The organism is Pseudarthrobacter sp. alpha12b, from assembly GCF_054130495.1.
Genome location: NZ_CP196746.1, coordinates 2,834,888 through 2,853,240 on the forward strand (window position 1 = coordinate 2,834,888; position 18,353 = coordinate 2,853,240).

An 18,353-nucleotide genomic window follows, 5' to 3' on the forward strand; every position below is an offset into this window, starting at 1 on the left:
TCGCTCGGGGGGGGTTAGACCGGGTTGGGCCGGGAAAGCAGGGTGTTGGTGCGTTTTTCGAAGGCAGCCCAACCATCGGCTGCCTTGTCGCGTCCGAGGAGGACGTTCTGTACGTTGTCCGCAAAGTAGGTCTGCCAGTCAGAGCCCGAGCCGCTGAACCATGCGTCGGGGTCGTAGGCAATGACGTCCGCGGCGTTGGCGTAGTGCGCCTGCGGGATGAGGGCCTTGTAGGCCTGTGACTGGACTACGGGCTGATAGGCGGGAATGTGTCCGGCTTCTGCCCATGAGAGTGATCCCTTGAGGATGTCGCTGACGAATTTGTAGACGTCCCGGCGCTTCGCTTCGTCCACGTTCAGTTGCCGGGGCAGCACGAACGAGTGTGAGTCTGCGTAGGCCGCCGGTGTGCCATAGAGCGTGGGGATGGTTGCGGCGTCTACCGGGAGGCCTGCCTTCTTCATCGTCGGCAGCTCCCAGACGCCGCTGAAGAGCATTCCGGACCCGCCGCGGGCGAATTCCGCGATGCCGGTGCTGATGTCGCCGCTCTTGGCGGCGATGGTGTCATCGAACAGCGATGCCATGAACTCCAGCGACTCGATGGCGGCGTCCCGGTCAACCTTCATCGGCTGGCCGGGTGTCAGTTCCATGTCTGCGCCGTGCTGTTTGTAGAGCGTGTAGAAGAGCCGCCACATCTGTGATCCGCTGCCAAGGTAGCCGAAGGACAACCCATGGGCCTGGGTAACCTTTTGCATTTCCTTGGCCATGGCCATGAACTCCTGCGGGGACTTCACTTCCTGCAGTTGTCCGTTGCCGGCCAGAACGCCGGCTTTGCGGGCCACGTCCGTGTTGTAGAACATGATGAACGGATGTGAATCCAGGGCGATGGAGAACACTTTGCCGTTCTGCTGGCTCTTCTGCCAGATTCGCGGGGCGAAGTCAGCGCCGGTGACGCCGTGCTCTGCCAGCAGCGAGAGGTCCCAGGGGTCGATCAAGCCACCGGGAGCGTAGCCCGGAACCCGGCTGGCATGCATGATCGCCATCTCCGGCGGGCGTCCACCTGCCGAGGCCATGGCCAGTTTCGTGTAGTACGGCGGCCCCCAGGCAAGCACCGTGGGATGCACCTTAAAGTCAGGGTTGGCCTTATTGGCGGCGTCGATCATGGCCTGCATCTTGATGCCGTCACCGCCGGACAGGAGATGCCAGAACTGGATATCCCGGGGAGCCGCGGCGGAAGCATTCCCGCCGCACCCGGACAAAGTTGCTGCGGCGAACACGCTTCCCAATGCTGCGGTTCCCGACAGTAGCTGCCGCCTGGACAGCTGCCTGCCTGCGAAAAAATCAAACTGCTTCACCCGTCACTCCTTTGGATGGGTCCGCTGAAAGTCATTCCGTTGCCAGCACCGCTGCTGCCGGATGTCCTTCATTGGAGTCCGGCAGGCTTCAGTGTGACGTAGGCCTCACGTTACATCGATGTAATGGGTCCCGCAATGAAAAATTGTTAGCGTTCGCAAAGTGAGCCGACGGTATCGCTTCGGCCCCTGGCCGGAAGCCCGCACCACGTGCAGGGGCCTAGGAGGAGGTACTCTCCCGCTCCACGATCCCGTAATTGACGGCCACCACCCGTTGCGGGCCTTCACGGTTGCCCATGCGTTCGGTAAGGAGGCGCAGTGCCTCACTGGCCACTTGGCGCTTGTCGAAGGACACGGTGGTCAGCGACGGCACGGCGTACTTTGCGTCGGCGATGTCGTCGAAACCGGCAACGGCAACGTCGTCGGGAATCCTGATGCCGCGCTTCCACAGCACACTCAGGGCACCAATGGCCATGGAGTCGGTGAAACAGAACAGCGCATCCGGCACCGGGTGCGCGTCAAGATAAGCAGAAAGTGCACGGGCTGCCGCATCCGGGCTCCACTTTTCGCACGGAATGATCAGCGAGTCATCCCAGGGAATGTTGAGTTCCTGGAGTGCGGCCTGGTACCCGCGGGTCCGGAGGATGGCTGCCGCTGACCCCCGGACTTCCGCGGCTCCCAGGACGGCGATGCGCCGCCTGCCCGTACTGCCCAGTGCCAGGGTCATGTCACGGGCAGCCGCCACACTGTCCACCCACACACGGTCGGCCAGCTTCTGGGACACTTCCCCGAGCAGGACCACTGGGGGGAGGGCGACGCCCACTTTCACGGCGCTCTCGTCCAGGACCACCGGGTTGAGGATGAGCCCGTCAACCAGGTTGGACCGCGCGCGCGACATCAGTTCGTATTCGCGGGTGGGATCGGACCCCGTCTCCTCGATTTGCACGCTCCACCCTTGTTCATGGGCCACTTCCACCACGCTGTGCGCTATCTCGGCGGAATACGGCGTGCCCAAGTCCGGCAACGCCAGCGCAATCACGCCCGACCTGCCGTTGCGCAAACCCCGGGCAGAGAGGTTGGGAACATAATCCAGTTCCGCCATGGCCTGCTCCACCTTGAACCGGGTGGGCCCGCTGACCGGGACGATTCCGTTCATGACGTTCGAAACCGTCTTTGGCGAAACCCCTGCGAGACGCGCGACGTCCTTGACCGTTGCGCGCAAAGGCGCCCCCTTGCTCCCGGTGTTGTTTTGGTGACGAGTTTACTCCGGCGCCCGGAGCCTCAGCGTTCGCGCTGGTGGTCCCCGGCCACAGTCTTGGCGGCCTCGACTTCAAGCATGAGCCTGCCGTCCTCTTCGACCAGGGCCGGCTGGTACACATGGGGCTTGCGCTTGTAGCTCAGGTAGGCGATGCAGCCGTTGGCCGTGGCCATCTTCTCGAGCATGATTTCGGAACCGGGCACCAGCAGCTCACCCAGGGGGCGGCCCACGGTGTTTTCCTGGCCTGCCTCGTCGCCCAGCGCGCTGGTAAGCCGTTCCTGGACCACCTGCGCGGCATTGACCCACCTGCCCCACACGCCCTTGCCCTGAAGCAGCGACGGTTCCTGGCCAAGCGGCTGGGTGGCGGCAAAGTAGCGGGTGTCGAACCGGCGGTGCGCAAAGTCAGGGCTGCGCCAGTTGACGAGGGACTTGAGCAGGTCGGTGCGCAGGGAGAGCCCGCGCTTGCCCAGGACCTGGGCCAGCGTCTTCTCCTGGTCCGCGACGGCCACGCGTGCACGCATCCATTCGGAGGTGGACGTGGCCTCCACGGTGCTGGACATGTCCGCACCGGCGAGCAGGATGCCCGTTTCTTCGAAGAGTTCCCGGATGGCGCCCACCACGTGGCGCCGCGCCAGCCCGACGTCGTTCGTTCCCATCTGCTCAGCCCAATGCTGCGGCGACGGGCCCAGCCAACCCATGGGCTCGTCGTCGGCCGGGTCAAGGGACCCGCCGGGGAAGGCGAGGACCCCCAGCGGCGAGGAGCCGGGCCGGTAACCCAGCCACGTCTCCAGGCCGGTGGGGGAATCACGCAGGAGGACTACGGATGAGGCGTAGCGGGCGGCCCTGGGGGTCCGCTCGCCGTGTTCGAGCCAGCTTTGCGCTGCCCCTTCAAGATCCTGGGGAAGTGCAAAAAGGCGTCGTGCGAGGTGTGGCAAGGGAAGTGTCCGGTCTTAGCTGAATTCGGCGATCAGCTCGACCTCTACAGGAGAGTCGAGCGGAAGAACGGCAACGCCGACGGCGGAGCGTGCGTGCTGGCCGGCGTCGCCAAGGACGCGGCCCAGCAGTTCCGAGGCGCCGTTGACGACGGCGGGCTGTCCCGTGAAGGACGGGTCCGAGGAGACGAATCCCACAACCTTGACAATGCGGGTGATCCGGTCGAGGTCCCCGATGACGCTCTTGACGGCGGCCAGGGCGTTGACGGCGCAGACGGCTGCGTAGCGCTGCGCGTCCTCAGGAGAAACGGTGGGCTCGTCAGCGAACCCTTCCGTGCCGGCGGACACCTTGCCCGTAGCTTCGAGTTTGCCGTTAATAAACGGCAACTGGCCAGAGGTGTAGACGTGGCTGCCGGAGACGACGGCGGGAACGTAGGAAGCCACCGGAGCGGCGACCTCCGGAAGGGTGAGGCCGAGTTCCGCGAGGCGCTGCTCGACGGCGGAGACAGGCGCCGTTGCGGCGCTGGACTGGGCTTCTGCGGGGGTGCTCATGCTACTGCTTCTCCCTCTTGAGGTAGGCGACAAGGCCGTTGCCGTCAGGTCCGGGGACTACCTGGACGAGTTCCCAGCCGTCCTCTCCCCACTGGTCCAGGATCTGCTTGGTGGCGTGGATAATGAGCGGAATCGTCGCGTACTCCCATTTGGTCATGAGAGAAAGCGTAGCCCTTGCCGGTAAAGTGGAAAACATGGCGACTCGCAACAACCCCTTATTCGACACTGCCACCACACTGGGTAAGATCCTTCTCTTCCTTGGTGTGAGCGCGATTTGCGGTGTCCTCGTGGCGGGCCTGTTGGTCCCTGCCGCAGCCGTCTCCGGCAGCGCGGCAAGTGGTTCCATCGATTTCTTTGATTCCCTTCCGGCGGAACTGAAGGTTGATCCGCCCAGCCAGACCACCAGGATTCTGGCTGCGGACGGCAGTGAGATCGCCAGCGTCTATACGGAGAACCGCACCAAGGTTCCGCTGGACCAGATTTCACCGAACATGAAGAACGCCATCATCGCGGTGGAGGACAGCAGGTTCTACGAGCACGGCGGTGTGGACACCACCGGCATCCTGCGCGCGCTGGTCGCCACTGCCCGCGGCAACAAGCAGGGTGCGTCCACCATTACGCAGCAGTACGTCAACAACGTCCTCAACGCCAACCTCGCAGCCGCCGGCGAAGAGGACCAGATCAAACTCAACGGCGTCAACAAGGGTGTTGGCGACAAGCTCCGCGAGATGAAGCTCTCAATCGCCCTGGAGAAGGAGTTCACCAAGGACCAAATCCTTGAGGGCTACCTGAACATTGTTTTCTTCAACCGCGACGCATACGGCATCGAAGCCGCATCCCGCTACTTCTTCAGCACCACCGCCAAGGACCTGACCCTCCCGCAGGCCGCCCTGCTTGCCGGCCTGGTGAACAGCCCCTCCGCCTTTGATCCCATCACCAATCCGGAAAAGTCCAAGCAGCGCCGGGACCTGGTGCTGGGGCTGATGAAGGACCAGAAAAAGATCACCCCCGAGGAGTACCAGGCCGCTGTGGCCACGCCGGTGGAGCCCAAGGTGACCCAGCCCAAGCAGGGCTGCGCCTATGCGGCCTCCGCCCCGTACTTCTGTGACTACATCCTGCACCTGCTGGAGAACAACCCCGCCTACGGCGCGGATAAAGAGGAACGGCAGCACGTCATTTACGGCGGCGGCCTGACCATCACCACCACCCTGGATCCCAAGGCCCAAGCCACGGCCCAGGAGCAGGCCGATGCCGCGGCCGGCGCCAACCCGGACAAGTGGGGCGCGTCGATGGTTTCGGTGCAACCGGGTACGGGCAAGATCATCTCCATGGCACAGAACACCTCGTTCCTGGCCGGCGCGGGTGGCTTCAATTCCCAGTTGAACTTCAACGTTGACCAGCTGGACAAGGACGGAAACGACCTCAACGGCATCGGTGGGTTCCAGCCGGGTTCCACCATGAAGCCGTTCACCTTCGCGGAGTGGCTCAATGAGGGAAAGACCATGAATACGGTGGTCAACGCAGCCCAGCGCGTCTATCCGATCGGCTTCCCGTGGAAGAACACCTGCGGCAAGGTACAGGGTGCCTACAGCACGGCGCAGAAGAACGCACGCCTGGACGCAGCAGACGACCTGCAGAACGCCGAACCGCAGTGGTACCGCCCGCTCACCGTCCTTGAGGGTCTGTACAACTCCATCAACACGGTGACGTTCGCTTCGGCAGCGCAGCTGGACTTCTGCGGCATCCAAAAAATTGCCGATGCCGTAGGGCTACACAGCGGTTTGCCCTCAGCTGACGAGCCGAACCCCAAGGTGAACATGATGACCCTTGGCAACCTGCTGGGGTCCACCCAGACGTCGCCGCTCACCATGGCCAGCGCGTTCGCCACGTTCGCCAACGATGGTAAGTACTGCGAACCCATTGCCATCACCTCAGTGACCGATGCCACCGGCAAGCAGCTGCCTGCCCAGTCCAGCAGCTGCCGTGACGCCATCAAGCCAGAGGTTGCCCGCGGCGTGAACTACGCACTTCAGGAAGTCCTGAACAGGGGCTCCGGCTCGCTGATCCAACCGAGGATTTCCACCAAAACGAGCTTCCCCATCGGCGCCAAGACCGGTACGTCCAACAACAACGGGTCCACCTGGGTTGTTGGCCACACCACGGGCCTGGCAACCGCTGCCTGGTTTGGTGACCCCTTGGGCAACCAGGGCCGTGCCGGCCAGAACATCACCGTCAACGGCAAGTTCTACCCGGGTATTGACGGCTACATGATCGCCGGGCCCATGTTCTCCAGCTACATGGCCAAGATCGCTCCTGCGTACGGAACCAACCCGTTCCCCGCGCCGCCGAGCAACATGGTCAACGGCACCACCGCCAACACCACGCCAGGACGCACCACTCCCCAGGCAACCCAGGCTCCTGTCCCCGCCCCGCAGGCGACGCAGGCGCCCGCCACCCAGGCGCCGGCACCGGCGCCCGCCCCCACCAGCAATGGGAACGGCAACGGCAACAATGGCAAGGGCTGAGTGCTGCGCATGAGCATCGATAGCCTGGCAAGCCGCGCCCGTTCGGTCGGGCGCGGCTTTGCCGTCACTGCAGGCGCCGGGGCCGCGGCGGGGGTGGCCGCTTTCGGATATGGGCTGTGGGAGAAGAACCAGTTCGTCCTCCGTGAGGAGACCCTGGCAATCCTTCCTCCCGGCCGTGCTCCCTTCCGCATCCTGCACCTGAGCGACATCCATTTCGTACCGGGGCAGCGGAAGAAGGCTGACTGGCTGGGGTCGCTGGCGGATCTCCGGCCGGACCTGGTGGTCAACACGGGCGACAACCTCAGCCATGTCAAGGCCGTGGACCCGCTGCTCGATGCCTTGAAGCCGCTGCTGCAGTTCCCCGGCGTCTTTGTCCCCGGCTCCAACGACTACTTCGCGCCCAGCCCGAAGAATCCCGCGACCTACTTGTTGGGACCGTCCAAGGTGAAGCCCAAGCCGGTTGCCCTGGACTGGCCGCGCCTGCGTTCCGGCTTTGGCATGAGCGGCTGGGTGGACCTGACCAACCGTAGCCAGTCGCTGGTGCTCAACGGCATGCGCTTCGACTTCTCCGGCGTCGATGATCCCCACCTGAACCGGGAACGGTACGCGGGCTGGCCCCGCGGCACGGTCAACCAGGATTCGAACGACCACCTCCGGATCGCCGTCATCCATGCGCCGTATCAGCGCGTGCTGGACCACTTTACGGAAAGCGGAGCGGACCTCCTGCTGGCAGGCCACACCCACGGCGGCCAGGTTTGCATCCCCGGCTACGGCGCCATCATCGCCAACTGCGACATCCCCACGTGGCGCGCCAAAGGCCTCAATGACTGGTCAAACAACGGAAGCACGACGCCTGTCAACGTCTCCGGCGGCATCGGCACCTCCCGCTTCGCCCCAGTAAGGATCGCTTGCAAGCCGGAGGCCGTCCTGCTGACCCTTACCTCGGCCAACTGACCCGTTGCGATAGAGCACTCGGCATTACAGACTGCAATAAGTGGGCAAGCAGTCGGTGCGTGGCAACTTCTCTGTGAATCGTCTCACTCCATGGCATAGGGTTGTTGCTAGAGGAAACTACATTCGTTTTAGAGCTTGAGAAGCGGGCATGGCCAAGCAGACTCCCTTTTTCCGATCCATCAGCCGTCTTTATCCGCACGTCCGGCCCATTATCCCCAGGCTCCTGCTGGGCCTTCTTTGCGCCCTCCTGGCCAGCATCGTGGCATTGACCATCCCCCAGGTGTTGCGGGTCCTGGTAAACACTGCCCTACAGCCAGGGGGTACGGCGGAGGCAGTCTGGACTTCGGCGGGCGTGATCCTGGTGCTGGGCGTCGCGGAAGCGGGACTGGTGGCGCTGCGCCGGCAATTCGTCATCAACCCGGCCACTACCGTGGAAACCCGGATGCGGGTGTCGCTCTACGACCACCTCCAGGAACTGACCGTTTCCTTCCACGACCGCTGGGGCTCCGGCCAGCTGTTGTCCCGGGCCATGACGGACCTGAACTTCCTGCGGCGGTGGATGGCCTTCGGTGCCATCATGCTGGTGGTCACCACCCTCACCGTGATCATCGGCATCGTGACCATGTTTGCCATGAGCTGGCAGCTTGCCCTGATCTTCCTTGCCGCCGCCGTTCCCATCACCATCAACAGCTTCCGGTTCCGCACCCGGTTCAGCAAGGTTGCGCGGCGCAGCCAGGACCAGGCCGGCGACCTTGCCACCACCGTGGAGGAGTCCGTCCACGGCATCCGTGTGCTCAAGGCGTTCGGACGCAGCCGCGAAGCCCTGGAAAGCTTCAACGAGCAGGCGGAGGAACTGCGCCAGACGGAGATCGAGAAGGCGCGCCACCAGGCAACGTTCACCATGGTGGTTACCCTGCTTCCCGAGCTGGCGCTGGGTGCCGGGCTGGTTGTGGGTGTCATGCTGTGCGCCACCGGCGAACTGAGCATCGGCGCCCTGGTGGCGTTCTTTGCCACCGCCGCAGTCATCGCCTCCCCGGTGGAGTTCTCCGGCATGCTGCTGGCCATGGCACTCACTGCCAAGACCGCCGTCGACCGCCACTACGAAGTGATGGACACCCAGAACGCCATCACCAGCCCGGCGGAGCCCCGGCGTCCAAGCGAACTGGCCGGCGCGCTTCACTTTGACAACGCAACCTTCGCCTTTGAGGACGCCCCGGACAAGCCGATCCTCAAGGACATCAACCTGGAGGTCCGGCCCGGCGAAACGATGGCCCTGGTCGGCATCACGGGCAGCGGCAAAAGCGCGCTGATCCAGCTGGTCCCGCGGCTGTACGACGTCACCAGCGGTGCGATCAGCATCGACGGCGTCGATATCCGGGACTTCGACGTCGAGGAACTCCGCAGGGTCGTGGGAGTTGCTTTCGAGGACACCACGCTCTTTTCCAATTCAGTGCGGGACAACGTCCTGCTCGGTGCCCCGGTCCGCTCCGGGGAGGTCCTGGACGAGGCCCTCGATGTGGCGCAGGCCCACTTCGCATACTCGCTCCCCCAGGGCGTGGACACGTTGATCGGCGAGGAAGGCCTGAGCCTGTCCGGCGGCCAGCGTCAACGGATTGCATTGGCACGCGCCATCGCCGCCCGCCCGCGGGTCCTGGTGCTGGATGATCCACTGTCCGCCCTGGACGTCCACACGGAGGAACTGGTGGAGGCCCGCCTCCGCGAGGTCCTGAAGCACACCACCACCCTGATCGTGGCCCACCGGCCGTCCACCGTGGCACTCGCCGACAGGGTGGCGCTGCTGGAGGACGGGCGCATTGCTGCCGTGGGAACGCACACGGAACTGCTGGCCTCCAACCAGCACTACCGCTATGTCATCGCCAGCCTGGACCGGGAGCCGCGTGACCTGGACTCCGAACTGTCCGCGCTCGAGGACCAGGCCGAGGAAGTGACCCGATGAGCACCGCAACGTTCGGCACCGCCAACGAAGACAACGCCCACCTCAGCAAGAGTGACAGCAGGGCTGTACGACGGCGGTCGCTCGCCTTGCTGGGGTCGCTGATCCGTCCGGTGCGGGTACGGTTCTGGCTGACCATCGCCATGGTGGTCCTCTCCCAGGCTGCGCGCGTGGCCGGCCCCGCGCTGATCGCCTTCGGCATCGACCATGCGCTCCCGGCCCTCCGCTCAGGTGACAACCTCCCGCTGGTGTTCACCGGCGTCGCCTACCTCCTGGCAGCCATTGCGACGGCGGGACTCACCGCCCTCTACGTCACCTCCACGGCACGGCTCAGCCAGGCCATGCTGCTGGACCTGCGCGTCCGCGTCTTCCGGCATACCCAACGGCTCAGCCTGGAGTTCCACGAGAAGTACACGTCCGGCCGGATCATCGCCCGGCAGACCTCGGACCTGGAGGCGCTGCGCGAACTGCTCGATTCGGGCGTCAGCTCGCTGGCCTCCGGCATGCTGTTCATGGCCTTCACCGCCGCCACCATCTTTGCCCTGGACTGGCGGAGCGGCCTGCTGGTGCTCGCTGCCGGCGTGCCCATGTTCTTCCTGTCCCGCTGGTACCAGAAGCACTCCCAGATCGCCTTCCGCGAGTCCCGGGTGGTATCCGCCCGGCTGATCGTGCATTTCGTGGAAACCATGACCGGCATCCGCGCCGTGAAGGCCTTCCGCAAGGAGAAGGAAAACTCTGAGACATACGGGAAACTGGCCGAGGACTACCGACTGGTCACCGTCCGCTCCATCAACCTCAATGGCATCTTCCAGCCGGGCCTGGTGCTGATCGGCAACGTCTGCGTGGCAGTGGTCCTGCTCTTCGGCGGCTTCCGGGTGCTGGGAGGAGACGTTGCCGTGGGAGTGCTCCTGGCCCTCATTCTGTCCACCAAGCGGTTCTTCCAGCCGGTGGACCAGATGGCCATGTTCTATAACTCGTTCCAGAGCGCCCAGGCCGCCCTGGAGAAGGTCTCCGGACTGCTCGAAGAGGTGCCCACGGTCCGGCCGCCGAAGAACCCGGTGGCGCTTCCCAGTGCCACGGGGCGCATCGACTTCAACGACGTCGAGTTCCGCTACGGAGAGGGCCCCGTGGTGGTCCCCCGCCTGGATCTGCACATCCCTGCCGGACAGACCGTGGCTCTGGTGGGTCAGACAGGTGCCGGGAAATCAACCTTGGCCAAACTCATTGCCCGGTTCTACGACGTCACCTCCGGCACGCTCACCCTGGATGGCGTGGATCTCCGCGACCTTGCCACCTCCGACCTTCGCCGGAACATCGTAATGGTCACCCAGGAAGCCTTCCTGTTCAGCGGCTCGGTGGCGGACAACATCGCCCTGGGCCGGCCGGAAGCCTCACGTGACGAAATCGAGGAAGCAGCCAAGGCGGTGGGGGCACACGAGTTCATCCTGGAGCTTCCCGAAGGCTACGACACCGACGTCAACAAGCGCGGCGGCAGGGTCTCCTCCGGCCAACGCCAGCTGATCAGCTTCGCCAGGGCCTTCCTGGCGCGTCCGGCCGTGCTGATCCTCGATGAGGCCACCTCCTCCCTGGACATCCCGTCCGAGCGCCTGGTGCAGGCCGGCCTGGCCCGCCTGCTCGCTGGAACGGAAGCGGCACGAAGGACTGCGCTGATCATCGCCCACCGCCTGTCCACGGTGGAGACGGCGGACCGGGTCCTGGTGGTCCACGACGGACGGATCGTGGAAGACGGCACCCCGGAAGAACTAATTGGGGGCGGCGGCCGGTTCGCCGACCTGCATGGGGCGTGGAAGGATTCGCTGGTCTGAGGTTCCCCACGTGGGCTTGCCGCCAGGATTTCGCATCGGGACCTTGCATCGGCTATCCTTGTAAAGTTGCTTTTGCAGCGGATCGGGATGTAGCGCAGCTTGGTAGCGCGCTTCGTTCGGGACGAAGAGGTCGCAGGTTCAAATCCTGTCATCCCGACCATAACGAAAAGAGGGTCTCCCTGCGGAGGCCCTCTTTTTGCATCTCGATGTGGTTACGGCACTCGTCCGCACGTTCAAAAAGGAATAGCCCCGGAGCTGTTGCTCCGGGGCTACCTTCGCCTCCTGGTGTGAGGAAGCTATTTATGCGGGATCAGGCCAGTTACCGATGTACGTGACGACTGTGGTGTCGGTGGTAGTGGTCTTCTTGTCCTTCTTCACCTTGGTGGAGGCAGGGTCAGGCCAGTTACCAATAGCTACCGACGTACCCGAATTATCCGCGATGGAACCTGCAGACAGGACGGCCGGGGCCGCCGCAGAAAAAGCCAGGGCCCCAGCCAAGGCAGCCGCGGTTGCAATCTTCTTCAACATATAAGTTCCTCAATACGAGTCGGATTCGTTACAAAGCCAGCACTGTCCTTGTTGACACACATTGTAAAATATTTTCCACAGGGGCTGTCAAGCATTCACAGCCCCAGCTGTCCAGAAGGAGGAAACGCGTGGGCAACGGATTCGGAGAAAAGCTCCGGGCGGAGCGCCTTGAGCGTGGACTGACACAGGCCGAACTGGGCAAGGACCTGTACTCACCCAGCTACATCTCTCTACTCGAGACAGGCCGCAGGGAGCCGACCGCGGAAGTTATCGAGGAATTGGCCCGGCGGCTGGAATTGGCACCCAAGGCACTGGAGGCTTGGAGCCAACCCATTTCTGTGAGTGATGCTGAGTACGTCCTCGCGGGGCTTTATGCCCGCCAAGCGTGGGATCTGCGGGACTACCCCTTGGCGGCAAGCCATGCAGCCACCGCCGCACAGATCGCACTTGAGGGCAAGAACACCAGCGCCTGGTGGAACATGACGTACATGCAGGCCGAGTGCCTCATGAAACAGGGCGACCTGCAGGAGTGCCGGAAAATAGTTGAGCGCCTCCTCGAGCACCCTATGGCCAGGGAATCAGTCGGACTCGGCGTTCGCGCCCGCCAGATGCTGGCTGCTGTGTGCCACGGCCAGGGCCAGCTGGCCCTCGCTGTCGAGCACGCGCTCGAAGCTGTAAAGCTTTCCGTCAACCTGCCCAGAGGCTCCACGGTTCTCATCGGTGCCCATCGAATCCTGATTGGCGCCCTGGCCGAGAGCGGACGGCTGGATGAAGCCTGGAAGTACTGCCAGGCCCTGCTGGATCAGGTGGACGAGCATTCCATGTCCCAGCTCGCCGGCGAGGTCGCCTGGGTCGTCGGCAACGTGGCGTTCATGCGTCACGACTATACCGAGGGCGTGAAGCACCACGAGCGGGCAGCTCGCTTGCTCTCCCCCGCCAATGACATCGAACTGTGGGCACGTTTCAACAAAGCGTCCGCTGCTGTTCGGCTTTCGTCAGGCATCGTGGAGCCCGAGACGCTGGCCGCCATCGAACGCGCAGAGCTGGCCTTCTCGATAGTCGGCGGAACCAAGAGCGACGAACTGGAAGTGGCGTTCATCCGTGCCCGCTGGCTTTACTTGACCGGGGACATCGTCGCTGCCGTTGAGAAACTTCGCGAAATCCATGCCGAGCGCGACGCACTGGGCAAGCACACGGCAGGTGAAGTTTCCCTGTTGCTTGGTAAGTCCCTAAAGGCTTCCGGAGATACCGAGGAGGCCCTGGTGCACCTCGAGGAGGCCCGCAAGGCCTTCGCCGCAGCCGGCGCCCAGGACCGGGTCCAGCAGGCACTGGACGCGATTCTTGAAATCAAGCTGGCCCAAAAGCGCGCCGCAGCGGCAGCCAAGGCCAGCTGACGAAGCCAGGGGAACCCGCGGACGGCGGGTCTACCTGGCTTTAGCCGATTCAGGAAGCCGCTTAGGAAAAGCTCTTCCCTGTGATCTTCTCGTACGCTTCGACGTACCGGCTGCGGGTGCGTTCCACCACGTCTGCCGGAAGCGCCGGCGGCGGGGTGTCGGAGGACTTGTCCCAGCCGGACTCGGCCGAGGTCAGCCAGTCCCGCACATACTGCTTGTCATAGGACGGCTGGGCCTGGCCCGGCTGGTAGGTGCCCGCATCCCAGAAGCGCGAGGAATCGGGGGTCAGCACCTCGTCGCCCAGGGTGATTGAGCCGGAGACGGCGTCGTAGCCGAACTCCACCTTGGTGTCCGCCAGGATGATGCCGCGTTCCCGGGCGATCTTTTCCGCCGTCGTGTAGATCTTCAGCGTCAGCTCGCTCAGGCGGCCCGCGATGTCGTCGCCCACCAAGGCCACCACGGCGTCATAGGTGATGTTCTCGTCGTGCTCGCCGATCAGGGCCTTGGCCGATGGCGTGAAGATGGCGTGGTCCAGCCGCGATCCGTCTACCAGCCCCTCGGGCAGCGGGATGTTGCACACGGTGCCCGAGGCCTTGTACTCCTGCAGCCCGGAACCCGTGAGGTAGCCGCGGGCAATGCACTCCACCGGGAACATGTCCAGCTTCTTGCAGATCATCGCCCGGCCCTCGACTTCGGCAGGCACGCCGTCGTCCACGGTGGAACCGAGCACGTGGTGTTCCACGCCCAGCTGGTCGAACCACCAGAGGCTCAGCTGGGTGAGGATGCGTCCCTTGTCCGGTATTTCGCTGGACAGCACGTGGTCGTAGGCGCTGATCCGGTCGCTGGCCACCACCAGCACGCAGTCCTGGCCAAGGCGTTGCAGGATGGACTCGTCGGCGGGTTCGTAGAGGTCGCGCACCTTGCCGGAGTAGATGTGCGTCCAGCCGGGCAGGTCCAGGGTTTCGGTGGCGTAGCCGCGGTTCTCCGGAGTTTCAGTCATGTCAGGCCTTTGCTTTCACGATGGGCAGTGAGCCCGTGGCGCCGTAAGGAACTTTGATTTCGCCGCGGGCGGCCTTGCCGGCGATGTCGCTGCGGAACTGCGAGCCTTCCAGCTGAACCAGTTCCACGCCGTCGTACGCTTTCTCACGCGCCTCCACGAGGTCACTGCCCAGGGCGACGACGGCCAGGACACGCCCGCCGGCGGACACCACCTTGCCTTCCTCGTCAAGGGCGGTTCCTGCGTGGATGACATGCACGCCGTCGAGTGCTTCGACTTTCTTCAATCCGCGGATGCGGTCACCGGTGCGGGGTTTGCCAGGGTAGTTCTCGGCGGCAACCACGACGGCGACAGCGGCTTCCTTGGCCCATCGCAGCTCCTCTGCCTTGTCCAGTTCGCCCTTGGCGGCTGCCATCAGCAGCGCACCGAGGGGGGTCTTGAGCCGGGCGAGGACCGCCTGCGTTTCGGGGTCGCCGAAGCGGACGTTGAATTCGATGACCCGCGTGCCGCGCGACGTGAGGGCAAGGCCGACGAACAGGACACCGACGAATGGGGTGCCACGGCGCGCCATCTCGTTGACCGTGGGCTGGGCCACCCGTTCAAGGACTTCCTGGACCAGGCCCTCCGGCGCCCATTCGAGCGGAGTGTAAGCACCCATGCCGCCGGTGTTGGGCCCTTCGTCGTTGTCGAAGATGCGCTTGAAATCCTGGGCGGGCGAGAGCGCCACGGTGTTCTGGCCGTCGCAGAGGACAAAGAGGGAAACCTCGGGTCCGTCCAGGAACTCCTCGATGACCACGGATCCGCCGGCATCGAAACAGGACTGGGCGTGGGCCAGGGCTTCGTCGCGGTTCCTGGTGACCACCACGCCCTTACCGGCGGCGAGCCCATCGTCCTTCACCACATACGGGGCGCCGAAGGTGTCCAGGGCGGATGCTGCTTCCTCGGCATTGGCGGCCACCATGGCCATCGCCGTGGGGACGCCGGCTTCCGCCATGACCTCCTTGGCGAAGGCCTTTGACGCCTCAAGCTGGGCAGCTGCCTTGCTGGGCCCGAACACCGGAATCCCGGTTTCGCGGACGGCGTCCGAAACGCCTGCGGCCAACGGAGCCTCGGGGCCCACCACCACCAGGTCCACGCCGAGCCGGATGGCCAGCTCCGCAACTGCCTCGGGATCGTTGCCGTTGATGTTGTAGGTGGGAACAAGCTTGCTGATGCCGGCATTGCCAGGCGCCGCATGGACCTCGGACACGTTGGGGTCGGCAAGCAGGGAGCGGACAATGGCGTGTTCGCGGCCTCCGGGGCCAATGACGAGTACCTTCACAGTGTCCAAGGGTACTTTGTGCACCCTCCCCGCTCCTAAGCTGTGTCGTCCCCCGCCCGGTCAATCCGGACTCCCGCCCGCTCCGAACAATAGACATGACAAAGCTGCGAAACAGGATTACAGGCCCGGCAACCATGGCCGCATTGGCAGGCGTGGTGGCAGCCGCCGTCGTACTTGCCGTTGCGGAGCTGATCGGGGCTTTCTTCACCGCCAGGGCAACCCCGCTGTTTGCCTTGGGGTCCACCTTCATCGACTTCACGCCGCCTGCGCTGAAGGACTTTGCGATCGCCACGTTCGGCACCAATGACAAGGCGGCTTTGTTCGTGGGCATGGGCCTGACCATCGCGGTTCTTGCCTGCATCCTGGGCGTGGTGGCCTACCGGAAATGGATACTGGGCGTCCTGGGCGTCCTGTTCATGGGGGCCGTAATCGTGGCAAGCGTGGTGACCCGCGCGGGTGTCGGCGTTGCGGACGCCATCCCTTCCGTACTGGGAACCATTGCCGGACTGGTGGTCCTGCGCCGCCTGATGGTGCCGCTGTGGGGGTTGAAGGAGTGGCCGGAAGCACCGGCAGATACAGCGGCCGACGGCGGTGAACGGGTTGGGAGCAAAGGCACCAGCCGGCGTCGTTTCTTCGCTGTTGCCGGAATCACCGCCGTAGCCGCCGGCATCGCCGCGACGGGTGGACGGCTGCTCGCTGCCGCGCGCAGCAACGTGGCCCAGGCCCGGGAAGCGTTGAACCTGCCGACGCCGGCGAAGGCCGCAGCCGCGGTGCCGGCCGGGGTCCAGTCCCCGGTAGCCGGGGTTCCGCCATGGCTGACGCCGAACGGAGAGTTCTACCGCATCGATACAGCCCTGAGCGTGCCGGAAATCAACGTTAACGACTGGGAACTGCGCGTGCATGGGCTCGTGGAACAGGAAGTGACGCTCACCTTCCAGGACCTGCTCGACGCCCAACTGATCGAATCCCACGTCACCCTCACCTGCGTATCCAATCCCGTGGGCGGCAACCTGGCCGGCAACGCCAAATGGTTGGGCCTTCCCATCCGCGAGGTCCTTGCCCGGGCCAAGCCGAAGGATGGTGCGGACATGGTGCTGTCGAAGTCCATTGACGGCTTCAGTGCCTCCACTCCCTTGGAGGTCCTGCAGGATGACAGGGACGCCATGCTGGCCATCGGCATGAACGGGGAGCCGCTGCCGCTGGAGCACGGCTACCCGGTGCGGATGGTGGTCCCCGGGCTTTACGGGTTTGTCTCCGCCACCAAGTGGGTGGTGGACCTGGAGGTCACCCGGTTCGCCGACAGCAAGGCGTACTGGACCGAGCGCGGCTGGTCCGAGCGCGGGCCCATCAAGACCATGGCACGCGTGGACGTACCCAAGTCCTTTGCAAAAGTGCCCTCCGGGAAGGTTGCAGTAGGCGGTACAGCCTGGGCCCAAACGCGCGGCATCACCAAGGTGGAAATCCAGATCGACAACGGCCCCTGGGCGGAAGCGACACTCTCCACCGAAGCGTCCACCGTCACCTGGCGCCAGTGGTCCTATGAGTGGGACGCCACGCCCGGGCCCCACTACCTCAAGGTCCGGGCTACCGACGGCACCGGGGAAGTCCAGACGGACCAGCGCGCCGACCCGGTTCCTGACGGCGCGTCGGGCTGGCAGTCGGTGATGGTCACCGTGCAGTAGGGCAAGCGTCAGGCCGCGCCACGCGCTGGCCGGCCAATGCTGGCCCATAGACTGGCGGTATGCCGCACAACCCGCATGCAACCTTTACCGTGGACTCCGCCGTCGAACTGGCCGTGATCGAACGCAGCGGCTTTGTGGAGTCGCGGCACATCGGTTCCGCCGTCCTTTTGTCCGCCGACGGTTCGGTGGTCACCGAGCTGGGTGACATCAATACGCCCATCTACGCACGGTCCACCTTGAAGCCGTTCCAGGCCCTGGCTTCGATGCAGTCCGGGGTTCCCTTGCGGGGTGCCCAGGTGGCCATCGCCTGCGGAAGCCACACCGGCTCCCTGGACCACATGGACGTGGTGGCGGGCATGCTCAAGGCGGCCGGGGTCCGTGAAGACCAGCTGCAGTGCCCGGAGGCGTGGCCGCAGGACGAAACGGCCCGGAACTGGCTGGTGCGCTCGGAAAAGGGGAAGTCGCGGCTGGCGTTCAACTGTTCCGGAAAGCACGCCGCCTTCCTCTGGGCCTGCACCGAAAACGGCTGGGACACCAACAGCTACCTGGAGCCGAACCATCCGCTGCAGCAGCGGGTCCGGAGCGTCATCGAGGAATACACGGACGAAAAGATCGCGCACCTGGGAATCGACGGCTGCGGTGCCCCCGTTGCGGCTGTTTCCCTCAAAGGCCTGGCCCGGGCATACTCACAGCTGGCCAAGGCTCCCGGGGATCAGAGCTTCAGCGCCAGGGCCGCCACCATCGCCACCTCGATGCTCGACTACCCGTGGGCCGTTCAGGGCCGCGGTGAAGCCAACACCCTGGTGATGGACGAGCTGGAGATCATCGCCAAAATCGGGGCTGAGGGAGTCCTTGCCATGGCCACGCCCCAAGGGGTTTCGGTCGCGGTTAAGATTCTGGACGGAAACATTCGGGCAACGTCACTGGTTGCCCTGACCCTGCTTGCCGCTGCAGGGGCCGTCGAGATCCCGGGCGTTGCCAGCGCCCTGGAGAAGGTGGTGGAACCCGTGCTTGGCGGCGGCCACCCGGTAGGCAAGATCCGGTTGGGGCCGGCGGTTTCCGCGCTCCTGGACTGACCCCCTTC

The 18,353-nt window shown here is 64.6% G+C and carries 15 protein-coding genes and 1 tRNA gene; 8 read left to right on the forward strand and 8 right to left on the reverse strand.

From position 1 onward, the window contains the following. Positions 1-14: 14 nt before the first annotated feature. The 5 genes from ACTAQI_RS13060 to ACTAQI_RS13080 form a co-directional block, all read right to left on the reverse strand. Entirely contained in the window at positions 15-1,349 is a 1,335-nt protein-coding gene (locus ACTAQI_RS13060) for an extracellular solute-binding protein (RefSeq protein ID WP_457946409.1), read from the reverse strand. Positions 1,350-1,566: 217 nt separating this feature from the next. Further along, entirely contained in the window at positions 1,567-2,568 is a 1,002-nt protein-coding gene (locus ACTAQI_RS13065) for a LacI family DNA-binding transcriptional regulator (RefSeq protein ID WP_457946410.1), read from the reverse strand. Positions 2,569-2,627: 59 nt separating this feature from the next. Further along, positions 2,628-3,539, reverse strand: coding sequence for an NUDIX hydrolase (locus ACTAQI_RS13070; RefSeq protein WP_457946411.1), 912 nt, complete (start codon positions 3,537-3,539; stop codon positions 2,628-2,630). Positions 3,540-3,554: 15 nt separating this feature from the next. Next, positions 3,555-4,088 carry a RidA family protein gene (locus tag ACTAQI_RS13075; protein ID WP_457946413.1) on the reverse strand — a complete coding sequence of 178 codons (534 nt, stop codon included), beginning with the start codon at positions 4,086-4,088 and terminating at the stop codon, positions 3,555-3,557. Between the two features lies 1 nt (position 4,089). Continuing rightward, the gene (locus ACTAQI_RS13080) at positions 4,090-4,245 is read right to left on the reverse strand and encodes a DUF4177 domain-containing protein (protein WP_009359196.1); all 156 of its coding nucleotides are present in this window, start codon (positions 4,243-4,245) and stop codon (positions 4,090-4,092) included. A 37-nt stretch (positions 4,246-4,282) separates the two neighbouring features. Here ACTAQI_RS13080 and ACTAQI_RS13085 point away from each other — a divergent pair, with 37 nt between their 5' ends. The 5 genes from ACTAQI_RS13085 to ACTAQI_RS13105 all read left to right on the forward strand — a co-directional run bounded on the left by ACTAQI_RS13085 (position 4,283) and on the right by ACTAQI_RS13105 (position 11,507). Continuing rightward, complete coding sequence (locus ACTAQI_RS13085) at positions 4,283-6,613, forward strand: transglycosylase domain-containing protein (RefSeq protein WP_457946415.1); 2,331 nt, start codon at positions 4,283-4,285, stop codon at positions 6,611-6,613. Positions 6,614-6,622: 9 nt separating this feature from the next. After that, complete coding sequence (locus ACTAQI_RS13090) at positions 6,623-7,567, forward strand: metallophosphoesterase (protein ID WP_457946416.1); 945 nt, start codon at positions 6,623-6,625, stop codon at positions 7,565-7,567. 148 nt (positions 7,568-7,715) lie between these two features. Next, entirely contained in the window at positions 7,716-9,524 is a 1,809-nt protein-coding gene (locus tag ACTAQI_RS13095) for an ABC transporter ATP-binding protein (protein WP_457946418.1), read from the forward strand. After that, positions 9,521-11,347, forward strand: a complete 1,827-nt coding sequence (locus ACTAQI_RS13100) for an ABC transporter ATP-binding protein (RefSeq protein ID WP_457946419.1) — start codon at positions 9,521-9,523, stop codon at positions 11,345-11,347. Before ACTAQI_RS13095 ends, ACTAQI_RS13100 begins: the two co-directional genes overlap by 4 nt. 83 nt (positions 11,348-11,430) lie before the next feature. Further along, a tRNA-Pro gene (locus tag ACTAQI_RS13105) sits at positions 11,431-11,507 on the forward strand. Positions 11,508-11,647: 140 nt separating this feature from the next. Here ACTAQI_RS13105 and ACTAQI_RS13110 read toward each other — a convergent pair. After that, positions 11,648-11,875: a hypothetical protein gene (locus ACTAQI_RS13110; RefSeq protein ID WP_457946420.1), complete on the reverse strand. Its 228-nt coding sequence runs from the start codon at positions 11,873-11,875 to the stop codon at positions 11,648-11,650. 128 nt (positions 11,876-12,003) lie between these two features. Here ACTAQI_RS13110 and ACTAQI_RS13115 point away from each other — a divergent pair, with 128 nt between their 5' ends. Beyond that, positions 12,004-13,269 (forward strand): helix-turn-helix domain-containing protein, encoded by a 1,266-nt coding sequence (locus ACTAQI_RS13115; protein WP_457946422.1) that lies wholly within the window; start codon positions 12,004-12,006, stop codon positions 13,267-13,269. A 61-nt stretch (positions 13,270-13,330) separates the two neighbouring features. Here ACTAQI_RS13115 and ACTAQI_RS13120 read toward each other — a convergent pair whose 3' ends face one another. Then, positions 13,331-14,269 (reverse strand): phosphoribosylaminoimidazolesuccinocarboxamide synthase, encoded by a 939-nt coding sequence (locus tag ACTAQI_RS13120; protein ID WP_457946424.1) that lies wholly within the window; start codon positions 14,267-14,269, stop codon positions 13,331-13,333. 1 nt (position 14,270) lies between these two features. After that, a complete protein-coding gene (gene purD, locus ACTAQI_RS13125; protein ID WP_457951054.1) occupies positions 14,271-15,587 on the reverse strand; it encodes a phosphoribosylamine--glycine ligase in 1,317 nt (438 codons plus the stop codon). 95 nt (positions 15,588-15,682) lie between these two features. Here purD and ACTAQI_RS13130 point away from each other — a divergent pair, with 95 nt between their 5' ends. Next, positions 15,683-17,269: a molybdopterin-dependent oxidoreductase gene (locus tag ACTAQI_RS13130; protein ID WP_457946426.1), complete on the forward strand. Its 1,587-nt coding sequence runs from the start codon at positions 15,683-15,685 to the stop codon at positions 17,267-17,269. 59 nt (positions 17,270-17,328) lie between these two features. Continuing rightward, the gene (locus ACTAQI_RS13135) at positions 17,329-18,345 is read left to right on the forward strand and encodes an asparaginase (protein WP_457946428.1); all 1,017 of its coding nucleotides are present in this window, start codon (positions 17,329-17,331) and stop codon (positions 18,343-18,345) included. The last annotated feature ends 8 nt before the right edge of the window (positions 18,346-18,353 follow it).